The 26,235-nt window shown below is 69.2% G+C and carries 24 protein-coding genes; 9 read left to right on the forward strand and 15 right to left on the reverse strand.

The annotated features are described in order from the left end of the window. Positions 1–1,022, forward strand: a 1,022-nt coding sequence (ftsY, locus tag AVE30378_RS22040; protein ID WP_129243280.1) for a signal recognition particle-docking protein FtsY, incomplete at its 5' end; no start/stop codon positions are given. 223 nt (positions 1,023–1,245) lie between these two features. On the opposite strand, the gene AVE30378_RS22045 is transcribed toward ftsY, so the two are convergent. After that, positions 1,246–2,904: a CYTH and CHAD domain-containing protein gene (locus AVE30378_RS22045; RefSeq protein WP_129243281.1), complete on the reverse strand. Its 1,659-nt coding sequence runs from the start codon at positions 2,902–2,904 to the stop codon at positions 1,246–1,248. A gap of 308 nt (positions 2,905–3,212) precedes the next feature. On the opposite strand from AVE30378_RS22045, the gene AVE30378_RS22050 reads away from it, so the two are divergent. Further along, positions 3,213–7,469, forward strand: coding sequence for an autotransporter domain-containing protein (locus AVE30378_RS22050; RefSeq protein WP_129243283.1), 4,257 nt, complete (start codon positions 3,213–3,215; stop codon positions 7,467–7,469). Between the two features lie 54 nt (positions 7,470–7,523). Here AVE30378_RS22050 and phnE (AVE30378_RS22055) read toward each other — a convergent pair whose 3' ends face one another. The 6 genes from phnE (AVE30378_RS22055) to AVE30378_RS22080 all read right to left on the reverse strand — a co-directional run bounded on the left by phnE (AVE30378_RS22055) (position 7,524) and on the right by AVE30378_RS22080 (position 12,788). Then, on the reverse strand, positions 7,524–8,348 hold the full coding sequence (gene phnE, locus AVE30378_RS22055) for a phosphonate ABC transporter, permease protein PhnE (RefSeq protein ID WP_129243288.1): 825 nt from the start codon (positions 8,346–8,348) through the stop codon (positions 7,524–7,526). Continuing rightward, positions 8,345–9,229, reverse strand: a complete 885-nt coding sequence (gene phnE / locus AVE30378_RS22060; protein WP_129243474.1) for a phosphonate ABC transporter, permease protein PhnE — start codon at positions 9,227–9,229, stop codon at positions 8,345–8,347. The genes phnE (AVE30378_RS22055) and phnE (AVE30378_RS22060) overlap by 4 nt, the downstream gene beginning before the upstream one ends. Then, on the reverse strand, positions 9,226–9,996 hold the full coding sequence (phnC, locus tag AVE30378_RS22065) for a phosphonate ABC transporter ATP-binding protein (protein WP_129243290.1): 771 nt from the start codon (positions 9,994–9,996) through the stop codon (positions 9,226–9,228). Before phnC ends, phnE (AVE30378_RS22060) begins: the two co-directional genes overlap by 4 nt. Before the next feature lie 7 nt (positions 9,997–10,003). Beyond that, positions 10,004–11,002 (reverse strand): phosphate/phosphite/phosphonate ABC transporter substrate-binding protein, encoded by a 999-nt coding sequence (phnD, locus tag AVE30378_RS22070; RefSeq protein ID WP_129243292.1) that lies wholly within the window; start codon positions 11,000–11,002, stop codon positions 10,004–10,006. Between the two features lie 139 nt (positions 11,003–11,141). Further along, positions 11,142–11,960, reverse strand: a complete 819-nt coding sequence (locus AVE30378_RS22075) for an IclR family transcriptional regulator (protein ID WP_129243294.1) — start codon at positions 11,958–11,960, stop codon at positions 11,142–11,144. A gap of 12 nt (positions 11,961–11,972) precedes the next feature. After that, positions 11,973–12,788, reverse strand: coding sequence for an HAD-IIB family hydrolase (locus AVE30378_RS22080; RefSeq protein WP_129243296.1), 816 nt, complete (start codon positions 12,786–12,788; stop codon positions 11,973–11,975). Positions 12,789–12,946: 158 nt separating this feature from the next. Here AVE30378_RS22080 and ribBA point away from each other — a divergent pair, with 158 nt between their 5' ends. From ribBA to AVE30378_RS22110, 6 genes are all read left to right on the forward strand, one after another. Continuing rightward, on the forward strand, positions 12,947–14,122 hold the full coding sequence (gene ribBA, locus AVE30378_RS22085) for a bifunctional 3,4-dihydroxy-2-butanone-4-phosphate synthase/GTP cyclohydrolase II (protein ID WP_129243298.1): 1,176 nt from the start codon (positions 12,947–12,949) through the stop codon (positions 14,120–14,122). A 10-nt stretch (positions 14,123–14,132) separates the two neighbouring features. Further along, positions 14,133–14,666 carry a 6,7-dimethyl-8-ribityllumazine synthase gene (gene ribH / locus AVE30378_RS22090; RefSeq protein ID WP_129243300.1) on the forward strand — a complete coding sequence of 178 codons (534 nt, stop codon included), beginning with the start codon at positions 14,133–14,135 and terminating at the stop codon, positions 14,664–14,666. After that, on the forward strand, positions 14,635–15,132 hold the full coding sequence (nusB, locus tag AVE30378_RS22095; protein ID WP_129243302.1) for a transcription antitermination factor NusB: 498 nt from the start codon (positions 14,635–14,637) through the stop codon (positions 15,130–15,132). The genes ribH and nusB overlap by 32 nt, the downstream gene beginning before the upstream one ends. Positions 15,133–15,353: 221 nt before the next feature. Next, positions 15,354–16,319, forward strand: coding sequence for a thiamine-phosphate kinase (gene thiL / locus AVE30378_RS22100; RefSeq protein ID WP_129243305.1), 966 nt, complete (start codon positions 15,354–15,356; stop codon positions 16,317–16,319). A 61-nt stretch (positions 16,320–16,380) separates the two neighbouring features. Continuing rightward, positions 16,381–16,887: a phosphatidylglycerophosphatase A family protein gene (locus AVE30378_RS22105; RefSeq protein ID WP_129243307.1), complete on the forward strand. Its 507-nt coding sequence runs from the start codon at positions 16,381–16,383 to the stop codon at positions 16,885–16,887. Further along, complete coding sequence (locus AVE30378_RS22110) at positions 16,884–17,450, forward strand: CinA family protein (RefSeq protein WP_129243310.1); 567 nt, start codon at positions 16,884–16,886, stop codon at positions 17,448–17,450. Before AVE30378_RS22105 ends, AVE30378_RS22110 begins: the two co-directional genes overlap by 4 nt. Here the strand turns inward: AVE30378_RS22110 and AVE30378_RS22115 are convergent. The 5 genes from AVE30378_RS22115 to AVE30378_RS22135 all read right to left on the reverse strand — a co-directional run bounded on the left by AVE30378_RS22115 (position 17,447) and on the right by AVE30378_RS22135 (position 21,947). Next, the gene (locus AVE30378_RS22115) at positions 17,447–18,688 is read right to left on the reverse strand and encodes an MFS transporter (RefSeq protein WP_129243313.1); all 1,242 of its coding nucleotides are present in this window, start codon (positions 18,686–18,688) and stop codon (positions 17,447–17,449) included. The genes AVE30378_RS22110 and AVE30378_RS22115 overlap by 4 nt on opposite strands. 49 nt (positions 18,689–18,737) lie before the next feature. Next, the gene (locus tag AVE30378_RS22120) at positions 18,738–19,217 is read right to left on the reverse strand and encodes an RrF2 family transcriptional regulator (RefSeq protein ID WP_129243316.1); all 480 of its coding nucleotides are present in this window, start codon (positions 19,215–19,217) and stop codon (positions 18,738–18,740) included. Between the two features lie 138 nt (positions 19,218–19,355). Continuing rightward, positions 19,356–20,174 (reverse strand): orotidine-5'-phosphate decarboxylase, encoded by an 819-nt coding sequence (gene pyrF / locus AVE30378_RS22125; protein ID WP_129243319.1) that lies wholly within the window; start codon positions 20,172–20,174, stop codon positions 19,356–19,358. A gap of 5 nt (positions 20,175–20,179) precedes the next feature. Then, positions 20,180–21,499: an NAD(P)/FAD-dependent oxidoreductase gene (locus tag AVE30378_RS22130; RefSeq protein WP_129243321.1), complete on the reverse strand. Its 1,320-nt coding sequence runs from the start codon at positions 21,497–21,499 to the stop codon at positions 20,180–20,182. Positions 21,500–21,548: 49 nt separating this feature from the next. Beyond that, positions 21,549–21,947, reverse strand: a complete 399-nt coding sequence (locus AVE30378_RS22135) for a diacylglycerol kinase (protein WP_129243324.1) — start codon at positions 21,945–21,947, stop codon at positions 21,549–21,551. Between the two features lie 221 nt (positions 21,948–22,168). Between AVE30378_RS22135 and AVE30378_RS22140 the strand changes: the two genes are divergently transcribed. Continuing rightward, positions 22,169–23,698 carry a mannitol dehydrogenase family protein gene (locus AVE30378_RS22140; RefSeq protein WP_129243329.1) on the forward strand — a complete coding sequence of 510 codons (1,530 nt, stop codon included), beginning with the start codon at positions 22,169–22,171 and terminating at the stop codon, positions 23,696–23,698. Positions 23,699–23,706: 8 nt separating this feature from the next. On the opposite strand, the gene AVE30378_RS22145 is transcribed toward AVE30378_RS22140, so the two are convergent. Genes AVE30378_RS22145 through AVE30378_RS22155 form a run of 3 tightly spaced genes read right to left on the reverse strand, consistent with a single transcriptional unit; the run spans position 23,707 to position 26,230 of the window. Further along, entirely contained in the window at positions 23,707–24,417 is a 711-nt protein-coding gene (locus tag AVE30378_RS22145; protein ID WP_129243477.1) for an ABC transporter ATP-binding protein, read from the reverse strand. 56 nt (positions 24,418–24,473) lie between these two features. Then, positions 24,474–25,250: an ABC transporter ATP-binding protein gene (locus AVE30378_RS22150; RefSeq protein WP_129243332.1), complete on the reverse strand. Its 777-nt coding sequence runs from the start codon at positions 25,248–25,250 to the stop codon at positions 24,474–24,476. Next, on the reverse strand, positions 25,247–26,230 hold the full coding sequence (locus tag AVE30378_RS22155) for a branched-chain amino acid ABC transporter permease (RefSeq protein ID WP_129243335.1): 984 nt from the start codon (positions 26,228–26,230) through the stop codon (positions 25,247–25,249). Before AVE30378_RS22155 ends, AVE30378_RS22150 begins: the two co-directional genes overlap by 4 nt. Positions 26,231–26,235 lie beyond the last annotated feature (5 nt).

Genomic DNA, 26,235 nt, shown 5'->3' on the forward strand with positions numbered 1-26,235 from the left:
AGCCGGAACCCGCGCCGGCTGTCGCCGCGGCGCCCGTTCCGGCTCCCGCGCCGGCCGCCGTTCCCGCGGCGCCGCCGGCTCCCGAGCCCGAGCCCGCCGAGGCGCCCAGGAAGGCGTCCTGGCTGGCACGGCTGAAACAGGGCCTGTCGCGCACTGGACAAAGCATTGGCGGCATCTTCGTCGGCGTCAAGGTCGACGAAAACCTGTTCGAGGAGCTCGAATCGGCGCTCATTATGGCCGATGCGGGCCTGGAGGCCACCGAGAAGCTCCTGACCGCGCTGCGCGCGAGGGTGAAGAAGGAACGCATCGAGGACCCGGCCCAGGTGAAGACGGCCCTGCGCCAATTGCTGGCCGACCACCTGCGTCCGCTGGAGCGCGCGTTCGACCTCCAGCGCAAGCAGCCGCTGGTCGTCATGATCGCCGGCGTCAACGGCGCGGGCAAGACCACCTCCATCGGCAAGCTGGCGCACACGTTCCAGCGCCAGGGGGCCAGCGTGCTGCTGGCGGCGGGCGATACCTTCCGCGCCGCCGCCCGCGAGCAGCTCATCGAATGGGGCAGCCGCAACAACGTCACGGTCATCTCGCAGGATGGCGGCGATCCGGCGGCGGTGGCGTTCGACGCCGTCAATGCGGGCCGCGCGCGCGGCGTGGGCGTGGTGATGGTGGATACCGCCGGCCGCCTGCCGACGCAGTTGCACCTGATGGAAGAACTGAAGAAAATCCGCCGCGTCATCGGCAAGGCGGATGCCGCGGCGCCTCACGAGGTGCTGCTGGTGGTCGACGGCAATACCGGGCAGAACGCCCTGGCGCAGATCCGCGCCTTCGACGCGGCCATCACCCTGACCGGCCTGGTCGTGACCAAGCTGGACGGCACCGCCAAGGGCGGCACGCTGGCCGCGGTGGCCGCGGGCAGCCAGGGCGTGCGTCCGATCCCGGTGTATTGGATCGGCGTGGGCGAAAGCCTGGAAGACCTGCAGCCGTTCGTGGCGGATGAGTTCGCCGGGGCGTTGTTGGCGGAGTAAATCCCGAACCTTCCGCGTGTCAGACACCCGTATGAGATGATCCTCCCGCGTGTCTGACACCCATACGAGAAGCTGTTACGAAGAAGAGATAGTCTTCCCGGGTGTCTGACACCGGCCATATCTGGACGGCTGTTCAAAGTTAGCCGGTGTCAGACACCCGGGGAACGCAGCGTGGCGCGCACGACTATCTCGTACGGGTGTCAGACACGCGGAAGGAAAGAGATTACTTCCAGAACGGCTTGCTCGCCGCCAGGTCGTCGAACGCCCGTTGCGCGTCGTCGGCCAGTTCTTCCAGGCGCGCGCTGATCCATCCCAGCGCGAACCAGGCCTGCGGGTGCGTGACGGTACACGACTCGTAGTAGTCCTTGGCCACCGCCAGATCGTTGATTTCCCCCAGTATGTCCTGCACGCGCGACAGCAGCTTGCGGTAGCCGCGCAGCTTGCCCGCGGGCAGCAGCGATTCGGCGAAGGCCAGGCTGTAGCGCAGGCGCTTGCCGCGCTTGCGCAGTTCGTGCCGCGAGGGGATGTCCAGCGTCGCGAACTGCGTGCCCTGGTCGGCCACCTTGCTGTGCCAGCGATGCAGGCGCCGGGCCAGTTGCTTGCGCAGGCGCTGCGGATCGGGTTCGGGCGCCAGCATGGGAATGATCGTGGGGCGCACGCTGGGGCCCGCCACGCCGCCCTCCAGCCGGATGGCGGGTTCGGGCGCGGCGTCGCTGGGCGTGCCGTTGGCGATGCCCTGGCCGTCCGACGAGGGCAGGGCCGGCGGCACGTCCAGGCTCCATTCCAGCAGGTCGAGCAGCCAGGCCTGGAAAGCCTTGCCGCCGGCGATGGCGCGGGCGTCCTGTTCAGGCGGCGCGGCCTCCATGGGAATCACCGGCATGCCCGCGCGCATCAGCGCGGGCGCCACGGTCTCGTTCAGCACGTCCTGGTCGCGGTTGGCGCCGAACGCCGCGAAGTGCGTGCGCACGCCTTGCAGCAAGGAATCGGGGAGCGGCGCGATCCAGCCTTCGAAGAGCTTCCAGGCCGAGCGCAGGCGGCGCACGCCCACGCGCAACTGGTGCACGTGTTCGGAGTTGCCGGCGCGATAGGCGTCCTCGGTGTCCACTTCGGCCAGGACCGAGGCGTTGCGGGCGATCTGGTCCAGGCATTCCGCGGCGATGCGTGCCATGGCCTGTGACGGCGTCATGTCTTCGCGCAGCTTGACCGCGGCGGCGCCGCGCGGCGCCCAGAACTGTGCGATGGCCTGCGCGCGCCGGGCTTCCAGGTCTTCGCCCGGAATGGCGTCCGCATCGGCCAGCCGCTGCGCCAATTGGGCCAGCGCGTCGCCGCGCTCGGACTTGCTGCGCGGGTCCAGCACCAGGGCGTGGCGCTGCTGCCAGCCGCGCGCGGCCGCGAAGATGGCCGCCGGGCGCCCCGATACCAGTTCGAATTCCAGTTCGGAGATCGGCAGTTCCAGCGCCCCGGCGCGCAGGATGCCGGTGTCGTAGGCCAATTCCACCGTGCCGTAGCGCGTGCGGACCTTGCGCAGCAGCCGCTGCACGTCGGTTTCGTAGCGCAGGCCGAGTTCGCCCTTGATGGCGGACAGCGCGGCTTCGACCTCCGTGCCCGCATAGACCGACAGGTCCAGCACCGGGCCGGGCCGCGGATGGTTGAGTTCGATGCGGGTGATGGCGTTGATGCCGGGCATCTTCAGGGTCTGCACCCAGTCGCGGCCTTCCTGGCGCAGCCGGATGGCGATGCGCGCCCGGGCGAGTTCGCGTTCGGGCGTATCGAAGTACATGGCGTGCAGGCGGATGCGCGTGGCCTCGCGTTGCCTGATCTCTCGCAGCACGGCCGGGCGTGAGGCCGCGGGCACGTGCAGTTTCAATTCCTGTTCCGACATGGCGGCGGGCATCCCACGGCAAAAGCCGAGATCTTAATCAAATAGGGGAGAGGATTTGATGACCGGTCATATTTGATTCACATGGAGCATAGACGGGTTTGCGGCGCATCAACAACCGCCGGCTCGCCGGTCCGCGAGTCAGTCGAGGATCGGACCGAGTCCAGCTCGATTACCCAGTTTCAGTGATATGCAACGTTACGGCGCGCTTTTCTAATTGTAAGTGGCGGGCGGCGCAGTTCATGCCCCGCCCGATCCCACTCACGTCCGCCTGAATTCCTTCAGCGGGTCTTGGACTACAGAAGAGCGCAATGAACCATACGTACCGCATCGTCTTCAATCGCCGCACCGGCCTCTGGCAGGTCGCCAGCGAGCACGCCAGAGGGCGGGGCAAGAGCCGGTCGCGGGCCGCGGTGCTGGCGGCCGTCTTGGCGGCCGCCGGTGGGGCGCCTGTCTCGCTGGCGCAGGCCGGGATCCTGGCGACTGGCGATGTGAGCCCTTCCTCGTCGGCGGACTGGAACGCTCCCCATGACCTGATCGTCGGCAATACAGCCTCCGGTGGGCTGTTCATCGATCCCTTGGGGGTGGCGGGCCTGCGCAGCGTCAGCGGCTGGGTGGGGTTGACGGCGGGCGCGAGCGGGACGGTGGAGGTCTCGGGCCTGGGCGCCTCCTGGACGCTGGGGGGCGGCCTGACGATCGGCGCCAGCGGCAGCGGCACGCTGACCCTTGCCAATCACGGCGTGATCTCGGTGGGCCCGGGCGGCGCCGGGATTGTCGAGCTGGGCCGCAATTCCGGCGCCGCCGGCGTCCTCAACATCGGGTCCGCGCCCGGCACCTTGGCCGCCCCCACCGTCGGCGTCCTGGATGCGTCGGCGGTCCACTTTGGCGCAGGCGCCGGCACCCTGAACTTCAACTCGACCGGTGCCGCGGTCTTCGCGCCCGCCCTGGTCAGCAGCGGGCCGGGCCCGCACCAGCTCAATCACTACGCCGGCATCACGCAATTGGAGGGCGACAGTTCGCAGTTCCGTGGCGATACCACGGTCACGGGCGGGACCCTGCAGATCCTCAACTCGCTGGGGACCGCGAATGGCCTGATCGATGCCGGACCGGCCGCCGGCGCCACCGCCCGGGTCAACGTGTTCACGTCCGGTGCGACCTGGCACCAGACGGGCAACCTGTTCGTCGGCCGCGACGGGCCCGGCGAACTGAGCATCTTCAGTAGCGGCACGGTCTCGAACCAGTTCGGCACGGTCGACGCGCAGCAGAACGGCGTGGCGAAAGTGACGGTTTCCCATCTCGGGTCGCTCTGGGTCAATACCGAGGCGCTGTCGGTCGGCTCGGTAGGCGGGCTGGGCATCGTGTCGATCCTGTCGGGGGGCTACGTGACCAGCAAGGATGGCTACGTCGGCGGCCAGCCGAACGGCAACGGGATCGTCACGGTGAGCGGACAGGGATCGACCTGGGCCAATTCCGGCGACCTCATGGTGGGCCAGCTCTCGGGACAGGGAGCGTTGAATATCGAGCCAGGGGGCGCCGTATCGAACCGCGACAGCTATGTGGGCAGGATAGGCGGCAGCGGCACTGTCGTCGTCAGCGGAGCCGGCGCCACCTGGAACAATGCGGGCGCGCTCAATCTCGGCTTCGGCCTGGGGCCCAGCGGTTTCGGAAAGGCGGCGCTGACGATAGCGGAAGGGGGCGTCGTCAATGTCGGCACCCTCGGTGCGGGAGTCGTTTCGCTGGCGCCCGACGGCCTGGGCGGCATGCTGGCGGCGATAGGCACCACCGGCACGATCAATATCGGCGCGGACGCGTCCGGGGCGGCCGCCGGGGCCGGCACGCTCAACGCGGCGGCGATCGAATTCGGCAAGGGCGTCGCCACGCTGAACTTCAACCATACCGACACGAACTACGCATTCTCGACCGCATTGATGAGCGCCGCCGGCTCGGGTTTCGAGCACCGCTTGAACCAGGTCGCCGGCACGACGTTTCTGACCGGCGCCAACGGCGCGTTCGCGGGCAAGACCACGGTGTCGGGCGGCAGGCTGGTGGTAATGGGCGCGCTGGGCGGCTCGGCCGAAGTCATGGGCGGGACCTTGCAGTATGGCGATGGCGCGTCGGGCTTGGCGCACAGCCTGGCCGGCGACCTGAAGGTCTCGGGAGCCGGCGGCACGCTGGCGGTGCACGGGCCGGCGACGCTGACGGTGGCGGGCGATGTCGGCATGGCCGACCACACAGTCCTGGACATCACGGCCGGCGCGAGCGGCCCGGTCCTGCGCGCCGATACCGTCACGCTGGGCGCCGACGTGAGTTTCCGGCTGGGCGGCATCTACGCCACCAGCCCGTCCGACACCGTGCTGATCGACGCCGGCACCGCCATCCATGGCGACTTCGCCAGCGTAAGCATCGGCGGCTTCGCCGGCGCGGTGGATTACCTGACCCTCCACACGCGCAAATCGGCGGACAACCGGCAGTACCTCGCCAGCTACGGCCTGGGCTGGATGGCGGGCAACAGCCTGGCGCACGGCACCTTCACGCTGACGAATCCCACCGACCGCTTCGAGGTCGGCGTCGCGCTGGCCGACCAGGCCGCCAATGCCGCGACGGGCTGGGACGGCAGGACGCTGGTCAAGGCCGGCGCGGGGACACTGGTGCTGGGCGGCGACAACACGTACACCGGGGGCACCACGATCGCGGGCGGCACGCTGCAGGTCGATCGCGACGCGAATCTGGGGGCGGCGGCGGGCGGGCTGGCGCTCGACGGCGGCACGCTGGCGACCACGGCGTCCTTCGATATGTCGCGCCCCGTCACGGTGACGCATTCCGGCGGCATCGACGTGGCCGCCGGAACCACGCTGGGGCTGGCCGGCACGCTGTCGGGCAGTGGAGAACTGATCAAGGCCGGGGCGGGCGTCCTGCGCCTGGCGGGCGACAGTTCCGGCTTCACCGGACGTACCGTCGTCAATGGCGGCAGGCTGGCGGTGGACGGCAGGCTGGGCGGCTCGTTCAGTGTCGGCGCGGGCGGCATGCTCGGCGGCTCCGGGACGATCGGCGCGGGCGCCGGCTCGACCGTGACGGTCGCCTCCGGCGGCACGCTGTCGCCCGGCAATTCCATCGGCACGCTGACCATCGATGGCAATCTGGTGATTCAGAACGGCGCCCGCTTCGTGGTCGAAAGCAATCCCGCAGGCGCCGACGCCGATCGGGTGCGCGTCACCGGCAACGCCACCCTCAATGGCGGCTCCGTGATGCATGTCGGCGCCAACGGCAACTACGGGCTGCGCAGCAGCTACACGATCATGGAGGTGGGCGGCACCCTGTCCGGCCGTTTCGATGCCGTCTCGTCCGATTTCGCCTTTCTCACGCCCAGCCTCGGCTACGACTACGGCGCGGGCCGTGTCACCTTGAGTCTGGCCCGCAACGAAACCGTCATGGCGCTGGCGGGAAAAACACGCAATCAGCGCGCCGCCGCCGGCGCCATCGACAGCATCGGCATGGCCGGCGGGCACGGCGTCTATGACGCCGTGGTCAGGCTGCCGGACGACAAGGATTTGCTCCGTTCCAGCTTCGACCAGCTTTCCGGCGAGATCCACGCTTCCGCCAAGACCGTGCTGCTGCAGGACAGCCGCTACGTGCGCGATGCCATGGGCGAGCGCCTGCGTTCGGCCGTGGGAGGCGTGGGCGCCGCGGCCGCGCCGGTGCTTGCTTCGGCCGGGAACGGCGTCCGGCTGGCCCCGGCGAATGCCCGCGGGCCTTCCACCTGGGTCCAGGGCATAGGCGCATGGAGTCGTACCGGCGGCGACGGCAACGCGGCGCGGCTCAAGAGTTCCAGCGGGGGCTTCCTGATGGGGGCCGATGCGCCGGTGTCCGATGCCTGGCGGCTCGGCCTGATGGCGGGCTACAGCCGGACGGACTTCGACGTGCGGGACCGCGCGTCCTCGGGCGACAGCGACAACTATCACCTGGGCGCCTACGGCGGCGGCCAGTGGGGCGGGCTGGGCCTGCGCGGCGGCGTGGCCTATAGCTGGCACGGCATCGCGACGCGGCGATCGGCCGCCATGCCCGGCTTCTCCGACCGCCTCAAGGCCAACTACGATGGCCGCACGGCACAGGCCTTCGCGGACCTGAGCTATCGCATCGACACGCCCACGGCCGCCTTCGAGCCCTTCGCCAACCTCGCCTATGTCAACCTCAGGACGGACGGCTACACCGAGAGCGGCGGCGCGGCCGCGCTGCACGCAAAGGGCCAGACCACCGAGACCGCGTTCGCCACGCTGGGGTCGAGGGCCATGTCCAGCTTCGAGCTGGGCCGCGCGCAGGCCTCGGCCTGGGGATCGCTGGGCTGGCGCCACGCCTTCGGCGACGTGCTGCCGCTGGCCACCCAGGCTTTTTCGGCGGGCGAGAGCTTTACGGTGGCGGGCGTGCCCATCGCGAAGGACAGCGCCGTGATCGAGGCGGGCCTGGACGTCCAGATCACTCCCCGGGCCGCGTTCGGGTTGTCGTACCAGGGGCAGTTGGCCAGTTCGGCCCGGGATCACGGTGTCAGGGCCAGCCTCAACGTCTACTTCTAAAAAAAACCGCCCGTTTCCGGGCGGAGCAAAGGAACGCGGTGCCAGGCAGGCACGTCAGAGGATGCGTTTGCGCGCCTGGGTGATGATGATTTCGGCCAGCACGACGACCCCGAAGATGGCGGCCAGGACCAGGGCCACCCGGTCCCACTGGAACAGGTTCAGCGCCGTGTCCAGCGCCATGCCGATGCCGCCGGCGCCGACCAGGCCCAGCACGGCCGATTCGCGCACGTTGATGTCCCAGCGCAGCAGCACGATGGACCAGAACGCGGGGCGGATCTGCGGCCAGTAGGCGTACCAGATTACCGAGGCCTTGCTGGCGCCGGTCGCGGTCACGGCTTCGATGGGGCCGCGCTGCGCTTCCTCGATGGCTTCGCCCACCAGCTTGCCGACGAAGCCGATGGAGCGGAACGCGATGGCCAGCGTGCCGGCCAGGGCGCCCGGCCCGAAGATGGCGATGAACAGCAGCGCCCACACCAGCGAGTTGACCGAGCGGCTGGACACCAGGATCAGCCGGGCCAGCATGTTGACGGTCCTGCTGGGCGTGAGGTTGTTGGCCGCCAGCAGGCCCACCGGCACGGCCATGATCACCGACAGGATGGTGCCCAGCGTGGCGATGTGCAGCGTTTCGATCAGCGCGCCGTGCACGCCCTCCGGGTAGTAGGCCCAGTCGATCGGCCACATGCGCTGGAACAGGTCGGCCATCTGTTCGGGAGCGTCATACAGGAATTCCGGTATGACCTCGACGCCGCGGATCGCCTGCACGATGGCCGCGACGACCAGCAGGTAGAGCGCGAAGCGCAGCAGGCGCTGGCCCATGCTGTAGCGCTGCCAGACGCGAGGCGAGCCCGCGGGGTTCAGGGTGGAGGCGGGAGCGTTCATTCTTCCACCTCCGCCTTGCGCGCCACGGGCGTCTTGCCGGCGCCGATGCCGCGCGCCCCGGTGAAGCGGCTTTGCAGGATGCGGTCGAAGCCCAGGTTGTCCAGGAAGACCGCCCGCACGAAGCCCGCCAGGATTTCACCCAGCATGATGATGGCGATCAGGGTCAGCAGGATGGCGCTGACGAAGTCGTAGTCGAACCGCTGGAAGGCCGAGAACAGGGTGCCGCCCACGCCGCCCGCGCCCACGATCCCGACCATGGTGGAATTGCGCAGGTTGGAGTCGAACTGGTAGGTGGCGAAGCCGATGAAGCGGGCGAACACCTGCGGCAGCACGCCGAAGATGATCACGTTGGCGAACGAGGCGCCCGTGGCCCGCACGGCCTCGACCTGCTTGAGCGAGATTTCCTCGATGGCTTCGGTGAAGAGTTTGCCGATGAAGCCGACGGACGCGACCGTCAGCGCCAGGATGCCGGCCAGCGCGCCGAAGCCCACGGCCTTGACGAATAGGATGGCGACGATGACCGGGTGCAGCGCGCGGCACAGCGCCACGATGGCGCGCGCGGGCCACGACACCCAGGCGGGCATCATGTTGCGCGCGCCCAGCAGGCCGATGGGCAGGGCGATGAGGATGCCCAGCACCGAGGCCAGCACCGCGATCTCCAGGCTTTCCGCGATGCCTTTCCACAAGGTGGCCGGCTTTTCGAAATTGGGCGGGAACATGCGCGCAAGAAACGTGGACGCATGGCCCATGCCGGTTTCGAAGCGCGCCCAACTGAAGTCCAGTTGCGCGCCGGCATACACCGTGTAGGCCAGCAGCAACAGCAGGCCCGCCTTGGCGCGGCCGGACATGGCGAAGGGGCGGGCGCCCCCGGGAGGGATCATTCCAGCCAAGACTCGCCTCCGTAGATCGTCTTGAGCATGGCCGCGTCCAGGCCCTGGCCGTCGCCGTCGTAGACCACGTGCCCGCCGGACATGCCGACGATGCGGGTGGCGTAGCGGCGGGCCAGTTCGACGTCATGGATGTTGACGATGACGGGGATGCCGGTGGCGTCGCCCTGCTCGGACAGCAGTTCCATGATCTCGACGGAGGTCTTCGGGTCCAGCGACGAGGTCGGCTCGTCGGCCAGCAGCAGTTGGGGGCGCTGCATCAGCGCGCGGGCGATGCCCACGCGCTGGCGCTGGCCGCCCGACAGCGCGTCCGCCCGCTGGTCGGCGAATCCCGCCAGGCCGACGGTGTCCAGCAGCCGGTAGGCGTGCTCGATGTCCTCGGCCTCGAAGCGCCGCATCCAGGCCTTGACGGCGGAGGTGTAGCCCAGCCGCCCGGTCAGGAGGTTTTCCATGACCGTCAGGCGTTCGACCAGGTTGTACTCCTGGAACACCATGCCGATGCGCCGGCGCGCGCGCCGCAGCGACGCGCCGCGCACCCGGGCCAGGTCCACCGTGCCATCGCGGGACTGGAGCACGATCTCGCCGCGGGTGGGCTCGATCAGCCGGTTGATGCAGCGCAGGAGCGTGCTCTTGCCGGTGCCCGAGGGGCCGATGATGGCGGTCAGCCCTTGTCCCGCGATTTGCAGGTCGATGCCGTTGAGTACCGGCTGGCCGGCCCGGTATTCCTTCACCAGGCCGGAAATGCGTAGCGACGTCGTCATACTGGAATTACTTCTTGCTCTTGGCGGTTTCGCGGTCGTAGGCGGCGCGGTTGAAGCTCTCGCCGCCGGATTCGGCGACCTGGCGGACGATGGCCCAGTCTTTCTGGTAGGTCACCGGATAGAAGCGGTCGGCGCCGTCGAAGGCCTTCGACATTTCCGCGGGGAAGCGGTAGTCGTAGAAGCACTTGAGCATCTGGTCGCGGAACTTCGGCTCCAGGTCATGCGCGTAGGCGAACGAGGAGGTCGGGAATTTCTCGCTGCGGTAGATCACGCGGAAGTCGGCTTCCTTGACCTGGCCGCGTTCGACCATGCGCTTGAAGACGTCCGAGGCCACGGCCGCGGCGTCGTAGTCGCCGGAGTTCACGCCCATCACGGACTGGTCGTGCTTGCCCGAGAAGATCACCTTGTAGTCCTTGTCGGGCGTCAGGCCTTCCTTCGGGAACAGCGCCACGGGCGCCATGTGGCCGGAGTTGGACGACGGCGCGGTGTGCGCCAGCTTCTTGCCCTTCAGGTCGGTCAGCTTCTGGTACGGGCTGTCTTTCTTGACGATGACGATCAGGTTGTAGCCCTGGAAGCCGTCGGCGTAGCCCTTGACCGCGAACGGCACGGCGCCGGCGATGTTCACCGCGAAGGCGGTGGGGCCCGTCGAGAAGCCGCCCACGTGCAGGCGGCCCGAGCGCATCGCCTCGATTTCGGCCGCGTTGCTTTGCACCTGATAGAACACGACGCGCTTGCCCGTGCATTCGGACAGGTGCTTGGTGAAGGGCTTGAAGATGTCTTCGTAGACCGCCGGATCTTCCACCGGGGTATAGGTGAACACCAGCGTGGACGGCGTCTTCAGCTTGGACGCGTCGGCGGGCGTGTCCGCCACCAGGTCCTTGTTGGCGTCGCAGTACATCTGGTCCAGGTCGCCGCGGTTGGAGCAGGTGTCGGCGGCGTGGGCGGCGGGGGCCCCGAACGCGAGCGCGGCAACGGCGGCCGCTTGCAGTAGACGCAAGGCGTGCATGGTGTGTCTCCTCTTGTAGATGAATATTTTCTGAATTCAATCACACAAGCGGGGACGGCACACCTGGGAAAGTCCCTGCCTTTCTTTTCGTCTTTTGTTCGAAATGTTCGGTTTATGTTCGTTTTTGCGCGAAGTGCGCTCAGGCGCGGTATCCCAGCTTGCGGGAGATCTCCTGGGCGCAGTCCTGCAGCGGACGCGCGATCGCGCCGTCCCAGGACACGTCGAACAGGCCGGTGGGCCCCAGGCTGGTCAGGGCCAGCACGATGTTGCCCGTGTTGTCGAACACCGGCACCGACAGGGCGTCGACCCCGGGCAGCGGATTGCCCAGCGCCCGCGCCATGCCGTGCACGCGGATGTCCGCCAACTGGGCTTCGATGTTGGCCCGGGATGCCTTGCGGGGCGGCGGCATGCTGGCGATGACGGCCGTGTCGCCCTCTTCGCGCGCGATGTAGTGCTCGCTGACCTTGGGCGGCAGCCAGGCGGCGAACACCAGGCCGGTGGCCGTGTGCAGCATGGACATCACCGTGCCCTTCCTCATGTTCACGTGCACCGGGTAGCTGGCTTCGGTCATGTGGATCATGGTGGGGCCGTGGGACCCGAGCACGGCGATGCCCAGCGTGTGGCCGATTTCCGACTGCAGCTTGGCGATCTCGGGCATGGCGATGCGCACGGGATCCAGGCGCTGCAGGCTGACCAGCCCCATCTGCAGGGCGAAGGGGCCGAGTTCGTATTGGCCGGTGATGGCGTCCTGCTGCACCAGCCCGACGCGGATGAAGCTGACCAGGTAGGGGTGCGCCTTGGCGGACGTCATGCCGGCGCCGGCGGCCAGGTCGCGCAGGGTCAGGGGCTTGCCGGCGTCGACCAGCGCGGCCAGCAGCGGCACGCCCACCTCGATGGACTGGATGCTGCGGCGGCCGTCGTTCGAGGCGGGGGAAGCGGGGGTCTTGGATGTCGCCACGTTTTGCGGACCTCAGGCCGGCTGTGCTTGGGAGGCGCGCGCGGCCAGCAGCCGGTCGGCCATTTCCACGAAGCCCGCGCCGCCGTGGAAGGCGGCGACGTAGGCCGGGCGGTGCGTCAGGCGGTGCAACTGGGCCTGGATATTGGCCACGCCGACCGAAACCGGGAAGTAGGCGAACATCGGCTCGTCGTTGGGAGAATCGCCGATGAACAGCGTGCTGTCCAGGGCGCCGGCCACGTCGGCGCCGAATTCCCGCTGGAACATCGTGCGGGTCATGGTGAGCTTGTCGTAGTCGCCGAACCAGCCGTTGACGTGGATGGAGCTGACCTTGGCCTGGGCGCCGGCCTCCTGGAAGATCTCGACGATCCGGCTCACGGCCGAGTCGGGCAGGGCGGGCACGTCCTCGCAGAAGTCGATGGCCAGGTCGGCCACGCGGTAGTCCTGGTCGCTGGCCACCGCGGCGCCGGGGACTTCGGCCAGGACGCGGTCGCGGATCGCGTCCAGCTTGCGGCGGCTGGCCTGGCGCGAGGCCGCGTCGGTCCAGTAGTGCGTCGTCATGCGGCGGGCCTGGCGGTCATAGGCGTAGTAGAACGCGCCGTTCTCCCCGACCACGGCGCGCACCGGCCACATGCGCGCGATGTGGTCGCACCAGCCGGCCGGGCGGCCCGTGATGGGCACCACCTGGATGCCGGCCTGTTCCAGGCGTTCCAGCGCCGCGTAGGCGTCCGCCGGCAGGCGGCCTTCGGTCGTCAGCGTGTCGTCGATGTCGGTCAGCACGACGCGGACGGCCGCCGCGACGGTCAAGGGCATGGCCGCAAGGGCTTGCATGGGTTTTTTCCTCGTGGGAGCGTAGTTTTCCAAGGGGGGTCTCCGGCCGGAAGTTTAACCGGATGCCTCCCCGCGGACGGGGCCGGGAGGCCCGGATAGGGGTTCTGCCGCCAGGGGCGGTAAAATCCGGGCTTTCCCGCCTGGTTTGCGTGCCCGCCATGTCCGTCCAGTTGTCCTCTTTGCCCGGCTCCGAGCCGGAATCCTTCGGTATCGCTTCGGTCGCCGAGATCATCGCCGAGCTGCGCGCCGGCCGCATCGTCATCCTGGTCGACGAAGAAGACCGCGAAAATGAAGGCGACCTCGTCATGGCCGCCGAATTCGTCACGCCCGAAGCCATCAACTTCATGGTGACGCATGGCCGCGGCCTGGTCTGCCTGACCCTGACCGAAGACCGCTGCCGCCAACTGGACCTGCCCCTGATGGCGGCCCGCAACGGCACGCGCTACGGCACCAACTTCACGCAGTCCATCGAGGCCGCGGAAGGCGTCGAAACCGGCATTTCCGCCGCGGACCGCGCCCGCACCATCCAGGTGGCGGTGGCGCGCGACGCCAAGCCGTCCGACCTGGTCCAGCCGGGCCACATCTTCCCGGTCCGGGCCGTTCCCGGCGGCGTGCTGGTGCGCGCGGGCCACACCGAGGCCGGCTGCGACCTGACCGCCATGGCCGGGCTGACGCCCGCCGCGGTCATCTGCGAGATCCTGAAGCCCGACGGCACCATGGCGCGCCTGCCCGACCTGGTGGAATTCGCCCGCCAGCACAGCCTGAAGATCGGCACCATCGCGGACCTGATCCAGTACCGCAGCGAACACGAATCCATCGTCAAGCGCGTCGGCAAGCGGTCCATGCAGACGGCCTGGGGCACTTTCGAGGCCGTGGCCTACGAAGACGCCGCCACCGGCTCCGCCCATTTGGCGCTGGTGCATGGTAATGTGACTCCCGACGTCGAGACGCTGGTGCGCGTGCATGAACCGGCGTCCGTGCTGGACGTGCTCGACACCGGCGCCAGCCCGCACAGTTGGGGCGTGGCGCAGGCGCTCGCCGCCATCGCCGCGGCGCCGGCGGGCGTGCTGGTGCTGATGAACTGCCAGTCCTCCACCGAGCACCTGTTTGGCCAGATCGCCGGCTGGAACGACCCGAAAGCCACGGCCAATCCCGCCAACGCCGATCGCTTCGGCCTGCGCACCTACGGGATTGGCGCCCAGATCCTGCGCGACCTGAACGTGGGCCAGATGAAGCTGCTGGCCCGTCCGCGCAAGATGCCCAGCATGACGGGCTTCTCGCTCACCATTACAGGTTACGATTGCGACCCTCCGAACACTCCCGCAACACACTGAAGGCCGACACATGAACCCTTACATCCTTACCCCCGACCTGAACGGCGAAGGGCTGCACATCGGCATCGTACGCGCCCGCTTCAACGAAGAAATCGGCCAGGCCGAACTCGAAGCGTGCCTGAAGGAACTGGCTGAGTTGGGCGTGGACGAACGCGACGTGATGGTCGCCACCGTTCCTGGCGCCCTGGAACTGGGCGTGGCCCTGTCCCACATGGCCGAAACGTTCGAATTCGACGCCTTGATCGCGCTGGGCGCCGTCATCCGCGGCGAAACCTATCACTTTGAAGTGGTCAGCAACGAAATGGCCACGGCAATCACCCGTATTTCCCTGGAAACCGGCATTCCCGTCGCGAATGGCGTGCTGACCGTCGACACCGACGAGCAGGCGCAGGCGCGCGCCGCCGGCAAGGGCCGCGATTGCGCCCAGGTGGCCGTTGAAATGGCCAACCTGGTGGCGGCCCTGGAACCCGAGGAAGAAGACGACGAAGACGACGAAGACGAGGACGAAGATTTTGACGACGAAGAAGACGACGACCAGCGCTGATAGCGCGGCGCAAGCCCGCGCCAACGCGCGCAGCGCCCGGCGCCGTGCACGCGAATTCGCGTTGCAGGGCGTGTACGCGTGGCTGCTGCGCGGCGGCGAAGGCACGCAGGACGCCGGCGAGATCGACGCCCATCTGCGTGACACCGAGGATTTCTCCGAGGCCGACGCGCAGTGGTTCAAGACCTTGCTGCATGGCGTCCTGCGCGAGGCGCCCACGCTGCGCGAGCGTTTCACGCCCTACGTCGACCGCCCGCTGGCCGAGTTGTCGCCCGTCGAGCATGGCATCCTGCTGATCGGCAGCTTCGAACTGATCCATCACGTCGAAGTGCCGTACAAGGTCGCCATCAATGAAGCCGTCGAACTCGCCAAGTCTTTCGGCGGCACCGACGGGTTCAAGTTCGTCAACGGCGTGCTCGACAAGCTGGCTGCCGACGTACGCGCGCACGAGGTCCAGAACAAGAAGTAACCCCCCCGAAGCGCTGCGCGCTTCCCCCCCAGGGGGGCGCCGCTGCGGACCGGCGGAGCCGGCTCCGCGCGGCCCGGATCGGGGGGCACCTGTTTCTTGCGATGAGCGGCTTGGGTGGGCCTCCTTCCCGCTAGTGCGGGAGGCGATGCATTATTTTTGTTAGGGCTGTCGTCCCGTGTGGGATTCAATGCCGGCCAGCCGCGCCGGACTGCGGAGTTGCCTTGGCGTCCGAATTTGATCTGATCGCGCGCTATTTCACCCGCGCCGCGCCTGCCGGGCTCCTGGGCGTGGGGGATGACTGCGCCTTGTTTTCTGTGCCGCCCGGCGAACGGGTGGCCACCAGCACGGACCTGCTGTTGGAAGGACGCCATTTCTTTTCCGACGTGGATCCGAAGGCGCTGGGGCACAAGGCCCTGGCCGTGAATCTGTCCGACCTTGCCGCCATGGGCGCGCGTCCGCTGGGCTGCGTGCTGGGCCTGGCGCTGCCTCGCGTGGACGAACCCTGGCTGGCCGCGTTCGCGCAGGGTTTCCATGCCCTGGCGGACGCCCACGGCTGCCCTCTTATCGGCGGCGACACCACCCGCAGCGCCCATGACCTCGCCATCAGCGTGACGGTTTTCGGCGCGGTGAAGGCGGACCAGGCCTTCTTGCGCAGCGCCGCGCGGACGGGTGACGATATCTGGGTGTCGGGCGAACTGGGCGCCGCGGACGTGGCGTACCGCCTGCTCGATGGCCAGTATCCCGCCGATCCCCAGCGGCTCGCCGCCACCCGGGGCGCGCTGGAACGTCCCGAGCCACAAGTCGCGCTGGGCCTGGCGCTGCGAGGCATTGCCCGCGCGGCGATCGATATTTCGGACGGCCTGCTGCAAGACCTGGGCCACGTGCTGGCGGCCAGCTCGGCGGGCGCCACGCTGCGTTACGCGGACATGCCCGTCGCCGCAGCGCTGGCCGGCCTGGCGGAGGCGCCGCTGCGCCGCGCCGTGCTGGGCGGCGGCGACGTGTATCAGTTGTGCTTCACCGCGCCGGCCGAACGCCGCGAGGCCGTCCTGGCGGCGGCGCGCGCGGCCAGTGCGCGCGTGACCCGGGTGGGCGAAATCCGCGCCGAGCCCGGGCTCGCGGTGCTGGATGCCGGGGGGAGGCCGATGGCCGAGCTGCCGCGCGGTTTCGATCACTTTCCCGCGGCCTGATTCCCGCGCAGACTTTTTCCGACCTTCAGACATGCCGTCCTCCGATACCCGATCCCCCTCGATGCGCGATCGCGCCCGCGCCGCCTATCCCTCGCTGGGCTGGGTCTGCCGCGATCCCGGCCGTCTCATCGCCTTCGGGCTGGGCAGCGGCCTGATCCGGCCGGCGTCGGGCACCTGGGGCACGCTGCTGGCCTGGGCGATCTGGGCCGCCGCCGCGCCGGCGGCGTCCGACCTGGCGATCGGCGTATTCCTGGCCCTGGCGTTTCTCTACGGTTGCTGGGCCTGCCATCGCGTCGGCCGTGAACTCCAGCAGCCGGATCATGTCGGAATGGTCTGGGACGAGATGGTGGCGTTCTGGCTGGTGCTCTGGCTGACGCCGGCGGGCTGGTTGCCGCAGGCGCTGGCGTTCGTGCTGTTCCGCACGTTCGACATCGTCAAGCCGCCTCCCATCAAGTTCTTCGACGCCCACATCAAGGGCGGTTTCGGCGTAATGTGGGACGATATCGTGGCGGCCGGATACGCCTTGCTGGTCATGGCGCTGGTCGCGCGCACAGGAGTCTTGGGATGAGCGAACGACAACAGGGCACCCCGCCCAACCGATCCCCCGCGGAACTGGCGCAGGCGACCGCGCTGGGACTGGCCGAGCTGCTGGGCGATGCCCTGCGGCGCAAGGGCTGGATGCTGGGCACGGCCGAATCCTGCACCGGCGGCCTGCTGGCCGGAGCCGTCACGGCGGTGGCGGGGTCCAGCGAATGGTTCGAGCGCGGCTTCGTCACCTACAGCAACGAGGCCAAGGTGTCCGAGCTGGACGTTTCCCCCGACGCCCTGCATCACTTCGGCGCGGTCAGCGAGCCGGTCGCCCTGGAAATGGCCAACGGCGTCCTGCTGGCGTCCCCCGCCGCGCATGTGGCGGTGTCCACGACCGGCATCGCGGGGCCGGGCGGCGCCACGCCCGGCAAGCCGGTCGGGATGGTGTGCTTCGGCTTCGCCTTGCGGGCCGGCGACGGCATCAGCAGCCGGGCGGTCACGCACGTCTTCCCCGGCGACCGGACGCAGGTGCGCCAGTCGGCGGTGGAATACGCGCTGCGCGGGCTGCTGGAATTCGTCGGCGCGCCGGCGAACCGGCGCTAGCCCGGCCGGGGCGCGCCGCTGGCGGCCGCCTTGCGCCGCGCCGCGCCCGTCATCGCGATATAGCCCAGCGACGCCAGGGCCAGGGCGGATCCTGTCCCGAGCAGCGCCGGAACGCCCTGGCCGACCGCCAGGCTGCCGATTCCGGTGCCGGCGGAGATCCCCAGGTAGATTCCGGAAGCATTCAGCGCGATGACGAGGGGCGCTTCCTGCGGGGCGGCGGCGATCAGCCGGTGCTGCTGGGCCGGCGTCTGCGCCCAACTGCTGGCGCCCCAGCACGCAATCAGCGCGGCCGCGAAATAGAACCCCGAGCCTTCCCCGGCGGCCGCAAGGCCGGCCAGGCCGCCCAGCGCGATGGCCATCGCGCCATACGCGCACACCAGGACCGGGCCCGGCCCGCGCCGGTCCGTGGCCCGCCCCGAGGCGTAATTGCCGGCGAAGGCGCCCAGGCCGTACACGAACAGCATGACGGTCAAGGACGCGGCGGGTATTCGCAGCGTTTCCAGGATCCGGATCGTGAACGCGTAGGGCGCATAGCAGGCGACCATGCCCAGCACCGTGAGGGGCAGGATGCGCATGACGCCAGGCCGCTTCAGCACCGACAGCCTTTGCCGCAAGCCGATGCGCGCGCCTCCCGGCATGGCAGGCATCACGGCGAACACGGCCGCCGCCGCGGCCAGCGAAATGATGCCCACGAGCGCCAGGGAGGCGCGCCAGTCCATGACGGCGCTGACGACGTGGCCGAGCGGTACGCCAAGCGCGGTGGCCACGGTCAGCCCGCCGATCACTATCGACAGCGCGCGGGCGCGCCTGGCCGGGTGCGCCAGGGCGGCGGCCACGGCCCCGGCGTTGGGCGTGTATGCCGCCGCGGCCGCGGCCGCCGCGATCCGGGTCAGGATCAGCGCGGAAAGGCTGGTGCACAGGGCCGAGGCGAGGTTGAACGCGCCCAGCAGCGCCAGCGACCAGACCAGCAGCTTTCTGCGGGCGACGGTGGACGTGGCGGTCGCGATGACGGGCGCAAGCAGCGCATAGGCCAGGGCGAACGCGCTGACCGACTGCCCCGCCATCGCTTCCGTCACCGACAGTCCCTCGGCCATCCGGGGAAGGAAGGCGGACACGATGAATGCGTCGGTGCCGACCGCGAACGTGCCCATCGCCAGGATCCATGCCGCGCGGGCGCCTTCGCCGCGCGGCGCGGGGATCTCCGCCGCCGCCGGTTCTTTTATCTGGATATTTTTCATCTAGATTAAACCTTCAAGAAAAGAGGGCGGGGCCCTCGTGCCGCGGCGGTCAGCGCGCCTGGTCCGCGTACCAGCGGCGCATCCGCTGCGTGCCGGACGGCGGCGCCGTTCTCACCAGATCCGCGACCGTCTGCGCGGCCAGTTCGCGCCGCCATGCGTCCTCCGCGCGCCGCATCGCGGCGGCGATGCCGCAAGGCCGGGAAAAATCGCTTTTGGCGGCATGGCAGCCCGCGCCCCGCTGCCTGATTTCAGTGCACCTGAACCCCCATTCATCTCCTTCGACCGCGTTCACGATCTCCAGCAGCGTGATGGATTCGGGCCTTTTCGCCAGGCGGAATCCGCCCCGGGAACCGGCGGTGGACGACAGGATCCCGGCGCGCGCCAGGTTTTGAAGAAACTTGTTCAGATAATGCGCGGGCAGATCGAAGGCGGCGGCGAGCTTCGATGTCGGCACCGGCCCTTCGCCTTCGAGCCACGCCAACGTCAGGCAGCAGTGCAGTGCCCATTCAACGCCTTCGCTCATTTTCATGGCGCGCCTTCCTGCTTTCGTTAATCTGGATAAATTATATCTAGATTAGCGGCCGGATCAAGCGCCTGGAAACCGCGTCCGGAACGGTTTTCCGCCCCGGAGCAAAAACGGGTTGCGCCGCCGCAACCCGTTTCCCTGTCAGCGCACCGCGTTGATCGCGTCGCGCAGGCCCTTGGCCGCGTTGCCGGCGGCCTCGCGCCAATCGTCGCCGCCGCTGGCGTAGATGATGGCGCGCGAGGAGTTGATCATCATGCCGTTGCGGGCGGCGTTGGCGCCCGCGTTCACGGTCGCCGTGATGTCGCCGCCCTGGGCGCCGATGCCCGGGACCAGCAGGGGCAGGGTGTCGCCGATGCGCTGGCGCACGGAGGCCAGCTCGTTCGGGAACGTGGCGCCCACCACCAGGCCGCATTGGCCGTTGGCGTTCCACTTGTCGGCCACCAGGCCCGCGACGTGCAGGTACAGCGGCTCGCCGTTATCCATCTTCAGGAATTGCAGGTCGGAGCCGCCGGGGTTGGACGTGCGGCACAGCACGATCACGCCGCGGTCGCGCCAGGCCAGGTAGGGCTCGACCGAATCCAGGCCCATGTAGGGGCTGACGGTCAGCGCATGCGCCTGGTAGCGCTCGTAGGCTTCGCGGGCGTAGTTCTCGGCGGTGGAGCCGATGTCGCCGCGCTTGGCGTCGAGCACGATGGGCAGGTCGGGGTGCCGGTCGCGGATGTGCTGGCACAGCGCTTCCAGTTGGTCTTCGGCGCGGTGGGCGGCGAAGTAGGCGATCTGCGGCTTGAAGCTGCACGCGTACGGCGCGGTGGCGTCGACGATGTCTCGGCAGAACTGGAAGATGGCGTCCGGCTTGCCTTGCAGCTCGCGCGGGAAGCGCTGCGGGTCCGGGTCCAGCCCGACTTGCAGGAGCGAGTTGCTGGCGGACCAGGCGTGTTCGAGTTTTTGGATGAAGTTCATGGGATTCAGTGCAGTTTGACCCGGGGGCGCGTGCGCCGCATGAGCAGGCGGGCGAGGGCCAGGGAGGCGGTGCGCGAGATGCCCAGCACGGCTTTGTGGTGCATCAGGTGCAGGCTCATGTACATCAGGCGCGCCAGTGTACCGCTTACGAACAGTCCCCGTCCGGCCAGCTTGCCCATCAGGCTGCCCACGCCCGCGTCCTGCCCCAGCGAGACCAGCGAGCCGTGGTCCTGGTAGACATAAGGCCCGGCGGGTTCGGCGGTATGGCGCAGGCGGGCGGTGAGTTTCTTCGCCAGGTAGTCGGCCTCCTGGTGCGCCGCCTGGGCGCGGGCGGGCACGGTGCGGCCTTCGCGCCACGGCGCGGCGCAGCAGTCGCCCAGCGCCAGCACGTGCGGGTCGGGGGTTTCCAGCCGCTCGTTGACCTCAAGCTGGCCCAGCTTGTTCAGCGGCAGCCCCAGGTCGGCCAGCAGCGCCGGGCCCTGGATGCCGGCCGCCCACATGCAGAGCTGGGCGGGGATCTCGCGGCCGTCGGCGGTCCGGACGGTGCTGGCGGTGACTTCCGATACCCGGCAGGAGGTCTCCACGCGGATGCCCAGTTCGGTGAGCCGGTTGGTGGCGGCCACCGAAATCTTCTCGGGCAGCGCAGACAGAATGCGCGGCGCCCCTTCGACCAGGGTGATGGCCAGGTCGCGTTCGGCGCGGAAATTGGGCAGGCCGTAGGCGCTGACCACGTGGCTGGCCTCTACCAGTTCCACGGCGAGTTCGACGCCGGTGGCGCCGCCGCCCACGATCACCAGGTCCAGCCGGGCCGAGGGGTTGCGCACCTTCGCCAGGTCCACCTGCGCCATCGCCTTGAGCATGGTCAGGCGGAACTGTTCGGCGTTTTCCGTGGTGTCCAGCGTGACGGCGTGTTCGGCCGCGCCGGGCGTATTGAAGAAATTGGACGTGCTGCCCAGCGCCAGCACCAGCGTATCGTAGGCCAGTTCGCGGCGGGGCAGGACCTCCTGGCCGTGCGCGTCGTCCACGGCGTCCAGCGTGATCAGGCGGCGGTCGCGGTCCACGTGCTCGAGGCGGCCCTGGGCGAACGAAAACCCGTTCATGTGCGCCAGCATCAGGTACGACAGGCCCTCTTGGTGGATGTCCAGCGTGCCGGCCGCAGCTTCATGCAGCGAGGGTTTCCAGATGTGGAAGGGGCGGCTGTCGACCAGCGTGACGTGTTGCCGTCCGTGGGCGCGGCCCAGCTTGGAAGCCAGTTCCAGGCCGCCCGCGCCTCCGCCCGCGATGACAATGCGTTCCGAGGTGTCCGACGTCGATCTAGGCATCATGGCTCTCAGTATAAATAGCGGCGCGGCCCCCGGGGGATACCAAGCCGTGTCAATGCATGACGAAACGGCTGATGGCGACGCCCACCCAGACCGTCCCGGCGAAGATCAGGAGCAGCATCACGGCGGCGCTGCCGAGATCCTTGGCCCGCCCCAGGAGCGGATGCGATTCCACGGACAGGGCGTCGGCCAGCGCTTCGATGGCGGAATTCAGGAGTTCCGCCGCCAGCACCATGATCACCGTGCCTATCAGGAAGAATACCTCGACCGTGGTCCGGCCCAGGAAGAACGCGGCCGGGATCATCAGGACGGCCAGCGCCAGTTCCTGGCGGAAGGCGGCCTCGTACTTGATCGCGGCTTTCAGGCCCTGCAGGGAATAGCGCAGCGCATTCAGGATGCGGCGCAGGCCGCCTGTGCTCTTGTAGGGCGAATGGTGCGGATTCGAGGACATGGATCGGGAAAGAAAGCCGGGGACCGAATATTCTACCTATCCCCCCGGTCCGCGGTTGACATGGCGATGTGGCGATACCGTCCGAGGCATGCTATACCCTGGCGTTGCGCCGGGCCAGGGTGTCGATGCCGACGGAACGCTCGCCGCCCGAGATTTCCCTCCACGCGCCCGCGGGCCCGGCCGACAGGCGAGCCGCTGGCGCACTATGGCACCGCTCATCCATGCTTGAACGTTTGAATACGGAGTCCTTGCCGCGTCTGCCGGCAGACGTTGAGAAGCCCGCCTACGATCGCAGCCGCCTCACGCCCGGCATCGTGCACCTGGGGCTGGGCGCGTTTCACCGCGCGCACCAGGCGGTGGTCACGGACCTGGCGATGCAGGCCAGCGGCGACCTGAGCTGGGGCATCCTGGGCGTGTCCCTGCGCAGCCCCGCCACGCGCGACGCGCTGACGCCGCAGCACGGCCTGTACGCGGTGGCCCTGCGGGACGTCGGCCCCGACGGCCAGCCGAGGGAACAACTGCGCGTGGCCGGATCGGTGCTGCGCGTGATGGTGGCCGAAGAGGACCCCAACGCCGTCCTCGAACGCATCGCCTATCCGCAAACGCGCATCGTCAGCCTGACGGTCACGGAGAAAGGCTACTGCCGCGAGCCGGCCACCGGTTACCTGCGCTGGGACCATCCGGACATCGAGCACGACCTGGACAATCCGCAGCGCCCGCGCAGCGCCATCGGCATGCTGGTCTACGGCCTGGCGCTGCGCCGCGAGCGCGGCTTGCCGCCGGTGACGCTGATGTCCTGCGACAACTTCCGGGGCAACGGCGACATCCTGCGCAACCTGGTGCTGGCGTTCGCCCTGCGGGTGGACGTGGCGCTGACGCAGTGGATCGACGCGAACTGCACCTTTCCGAATTCCATGGTGGACCGGATCGTGCCGCGCACCGAGGACCACGACCGCGAGCGGATCGCCCGCCGCCTGGGCATGGAGGACGCCTGGCCGGTGGTCGGCGAACCCTATCTGAACTGGGTCATCGAAGACAAGTTCGCGGCGGGCCGTCCCGCGTGGGAGAGCCCCGGCGGGGCGACCTTCGTGCGCAGCGCGGCGCCCTACGAACGCCTGAAGCTGCGCATGGCCGACGGGCCGCATTCGGCCTTGGCCTACCTGGGCGTGTCGATGGGCAAGGCCACCGTCGCCGAGGCGCTGGATGTGCCGGCCTTGCGCCGTTTCGTGGAAGACATGATGCGCCTGGAGATCGCGCCCACCCTCAAGGGCATTCCAGGCGCCGGCCTGGAGGAATACCGCCTGCGCTTTCTGGCCCGGGCGGCCAATCCCGCGCTGCGGCTGCGCGCGCAGCAGGTCGCCATGGACGGTTCGCAGAAGCTGCCGCAGCGGCTGCTGGACACGATCCGCGACCGCATGCGCGGCGGCGACGACGTCGGCCGCCTGTGCCTGGCCGTGGCGGCGTGGCTGCATTACCTGCGCGGCGAGGACGAACTGGGCGGGCGCTATCCCATACAGGATCCGATGGCGGCGGCGCTGGCCAGGCTGACGGCGCGCGCCGAGGTCGCGGCCCAGGCGGCCGCGCCGTCGCAGGCGGCGCAGCGGCGCGCGATGGTACTGGCCGGTTTCAAGCCGGTGTTCGGCGAACTGGGCGAAGCGGCCGAATTCGTCTCCCACCTGGCTGCGCATCTGGAAGCCCTGCGCCGGCACGGCGCGGCGCACGCGGCGCAGGCCCTGGCGCGGGGCGCATAGGACGCGCCCTAGACGCCCAGGTAGCGCAGCAGCCGGGGTTCGTCGTCCAGGAAGTCCCGTGACGTTCCGGTCCAGGCCACGCGGCCTTTCTCGACGATAGCGTGGCGGTCGGCGGTGGCCAGCAGCGGTTCCAGGTTCTTGTCGATGCACAGCACCGCCAGCCCGGTCCGCTTCAGGGCTTCCAGCGCCGTCCAGATCTCTTCGCGCACGACCGGCGCCAGCCCTTCCGTGGCTTCGTCCAGGATCAGCAGGCGCGGGTTGGTCAGCAGCGCCCGGCCGATCGCCAGCATTTGCTGTTCGCCGCCCGACAGGTGGCTGCCCAGGTGCCGGGCGCGCTCCGACAGCCGCGGGAACAGGGCGTACACGCGTTCCAGCGTCCACGGCCGCGCGGCGCCCTGCCGGTTGTGCGCGGTGGCGACCAGGTTCTCCCGCACCGACAGATTGGGAAAGATGTGCCGGCCTTCGGGCACCAGCCCGATGCCGCGCTGCGCCACCTTGTAGGCGGGCAGCCCGCCGATGTCGCGGCCGTCGAAAACGATGGCGCCCTGGCTCGCGCGGGTCAGGCCCATCACCGTTTTCACGGTGGTGGACTTGCCCATCCCGTTGCGCCCCAGCAGGGTCACGAATTCCCCCGGCCCGATCTCCAGATCGATGCCGAACAGCGCCTGGCTGGCGCCGTAGTGCGCGGTGACGCCGCGCAAGGAAAGCAGGGCGCTCACTGGACCGCCTTCGTGCTGCGCACGCCGGTATTCGCCCTGGGGACGGCTAGGCGCGCTCATGCGCGGGCCTCCCTGGGACGGCGGGCGCTGGCGCGTTCGCTGCCCAGGTAGCATTCGCGCACCCGGGGATCGCCGCGGATTTCGTCGGCCGTGCCGCAGGCCAGCGCGCGGCCGTAGACCAGCACCGTGATGCGGTCGGACAGCGCGAAGACGGCCTGCATGTCGTGCTCCACCAGCAGGATCGTGTAGCGGCCGCGCAAGTCCAGCAGCAGGCGCGTCATGGCCTCGGATTCGTGCTGGCTCATGCCGGCCATGGGTTCGTCCAGCAGCAGCAGCGACGGCTGGCACGCCAGCACCATGGCCAGTTCCAGTTGCCGGAGTTCGCCGTGCGCCAGCTCGCCCGCGGGCCGGTCGGCGCGAGCCGACAGCCCCGCCATTTCCAGGGCGTCGCGGGCCGGTTCCGTCAGCGCCGGGGTCGAACGCACGGGGCGCCAGAAGCGGAAGCTGTGGCCGCGCCGCGCCTGCACGGCCATCGCCACGTTCTCCAGGGCGGTAAACGGTTTGAAGACGGAGGTGATCTGGTAGGAACGGGCCAGGCCGTGGCGCACCCGCTTTTCCACGGGCATCCGGGTGACGTCGCGGCCGTCGAGCAGCACGCGGCCGCCGTCGGGCCGAAGCTCGCCGCTCAACTGGCCGATCAGCGTGGTCTTGCCCCCGCCGTTCGGGCCGATCACCGCATGCAGTTCGCCGCGCCGGACGTCCAGCGACAGGTCGTCGGTGACCGTCAGCCCGCCGTACTTCTTCTCGAGGTGTTCGACGCGCAGCGCGCTCATTGCGGTTCTCCCGAGGGGCGGCGGGCCGGGCGCGGCGGCGCGCGCAGGGGCGCGTCGGACAGGCTGCCATACAGGCCGCGCCGGGACGCCAGTACCACGCCGACGATCAAGAGCCCCATGGCCAGCATCCAGTGTTCGGTCAGGAGCTTCAATCCTTCCTCCAGCAGCAGGAACGCGAGGGCGCCGGCCAGCGGGCCGAACAGCGTGCCGATGCCGCCCAGCACCACCATCACGATCAGCTCGCCGGACGCGGTCCAGGCCAGATAGGAGGGCGATACGTACATCGTGAGGTTGGCCAGCAGCACGCCGGCCACGCCGCAGACCACCGCGGAGATCGCATAGGCCGCCAGGCGATAGCGCAGCGTGGGAAAGCCCAGGGCCCGCATGCGGCGTTCGTTGGACTGGCAGCCGCGCAGCGCCATGCCGAAGGGCGCGTGCACCAGGCGGTGCATCAGCCACAGCGCCAGCAGCAGGACGCCGAACGCGGCCCAGTACAGGGCCAGCGGCGTATCCAGCCGGAACGCGCCGAAGTCGCTGCCGGCGAACAGGGACATGCCGTCGTCGCCGCCGAAGCCTTCCAGCCCCGTGGCCAGGAAATAGAACATCTGCGCGAACGCCAGCGTGATCATGATGAAGGCGATGCCCGAGGTGCGCATCGCCACGCAGCCGCTGACCAGGCCGACCGCCGCGCACGCGCCGATGGCCGCGCCCAGGTGCAGCCACCCGTTCTCGATGCCGTAGTGCGACAGCACGCCCACGGTATAGGCGCCCAGTCCCAGGTACAGGGCATGCCCGAAGCTGACCATGCCGCCATAGCCCAGCAGCAGGTTCAAGGCCGTGGCGGCCACGCCGTACACCAGCACGCGTCCGAACAGCGCCAGGAGGAAGGGCTCGCCCTGCCATTGCGCATACGCGGGCACCAGGGCAAGCAGCAACAGCAGGGCGCCGGCGGCCAGGCTGCGGGGAGAGAGTCTGAACATGGCCC

It is taken from the genome of Achromobacter veterisilvae (genome assembly GCF_900496975.1).
Lineage (GTDB): Bacteria > Pseudomonadota > Gammaproteobacteria > Burkholderiales > Burkholderiaceae_B > Achromobacter > Achromobacter veterisilvae.

Coding starts and splice junctions, on each gene's coding strand:
- phnC (WP_129243290.1), bottom strand. CDS start 9,996: ATGACGACGTCGCTACGCATTTCCGGCCTGGTGAAGGAATACCGGGCC.
- AVE30378_RS22105 (WP_129243307.1), top strand. CDS start 16,381: ATGCGCGATCGCGCCCGCGCCGCCTATCCCTCGCTGGGCTGGGTCTGC.
- AVE30378_RS22150 (WP_129243332.1), bottom strand. CDS start 25,250: ATGAGCGCGCTGCGCGTCGAACACCTCGAGAAGAAGTACGGCGGGCTG.
- AVE30378_RS22120 (WP_129243316.1), bottom strand. CDS start 19,217: ATGAAAATGAGCGAAGGCGTTGAATGGGCACTGCACTGCTGCCTGACG.
- AVE30378_RS22155 (WP_129243335.1), bottom strand. CDS start 26,230: ATGTTCAGACTCTCTCCCCGCAGCCTGGCCGCCGGCGCCCTGCTGTTG.
- AVE30378_RS22110 (WP_129243310.1), top strand. CDS start 16,884: ATGAGCGAACGACAACAGGGCACCCCGCCCAACCGATCCCCCGCGGAA.
- AVE30378_RS22045 (WP_129243281.1), bottom strand. CDS start 2,904: ATGTCGGAACAGGAATTGAAACTGCACGTGCCCGCGGCCTCACGCCCG.
- AVE30378_RS22135 (WP_129243324.1), bottom strand. CDS start 21,947: ATGTCCTCGAATCCGCACCATTCGCCCTACAAGAGCACAGGCGGCCTG.
- AVE30378_RS22115 (WP_129243313.1), bottom strand. CDS start 18,688: ATGAAAAATATCCAGATAAAAGAACCGGCGGCGGCGGAGATCCCCGCG.
- phnD (WP_129243292.1), bottom strand. CDS start 11,002: ATGCACGCCTTGCGTCTACTGCAAGCGGCCGCCGTTGCCGCGCTCGCG.
- phnE (WP_129243474.1), bottom strand. CDS start 9,229: ATGATCCCTCCCGGGGGCGCCCGCCCCTTCGCCATGTCCGGCCGCGCC.
- AVE30378_RS22080 (WP_129243296.1), bottom strand. CDS start 12,788: ATGCAAGCCCTTGCGGCCATGCCCTTGACCGTCGCGGCGGCCGTCCGC.
- AVE30378_RS22130 (WP_129243321.1), bottom strand. CDS start 21,499: ATGATGCCTAGATCGACGTCGGACACCTCGGAACGCATTGTCATCGCG.
- pyrF (WP_129243319.1), bottom strand. CDS start 20,174: ATGAACTTCATCCAAAAACTCGAACACGCCTGGTCCGCCAGCAACTCG.
- phnE (WP_129243288.1), bottom strand. CDS start 8,348: ATGAACGCTCCCGCCTCCACCCTGAACCCCGCGGGCTCGCCTCGCGTC.
- ribBA (WP_129243298.1), top strand. CDS start 12,947: ATGTCCGTCCAGTTGTCCTCTTTGCCCGGCTCCGAGCCGGAATCCTTC.
- AVE30378_RS22140 (WP_129243329.1), top strand. CDS start 22,169: ATGCTTGAACGTTTGAATACGGAGTCCTTGCCGCGTCTGCCGGCAGAC.
- ribH (WP_129243300.1), top strand. CDS start 14,133: ATGAACCCTTACATCCTTACCCCCGACCTGAACGGCGAAGGGCTGCAC.
- AVE30378_RS22050 (WP_129243283.1), top strand. CDS start 3,213: ATGAACCATACGTACCGCATCGTCTTCAATCGCCGCACCGGCCTCTGG.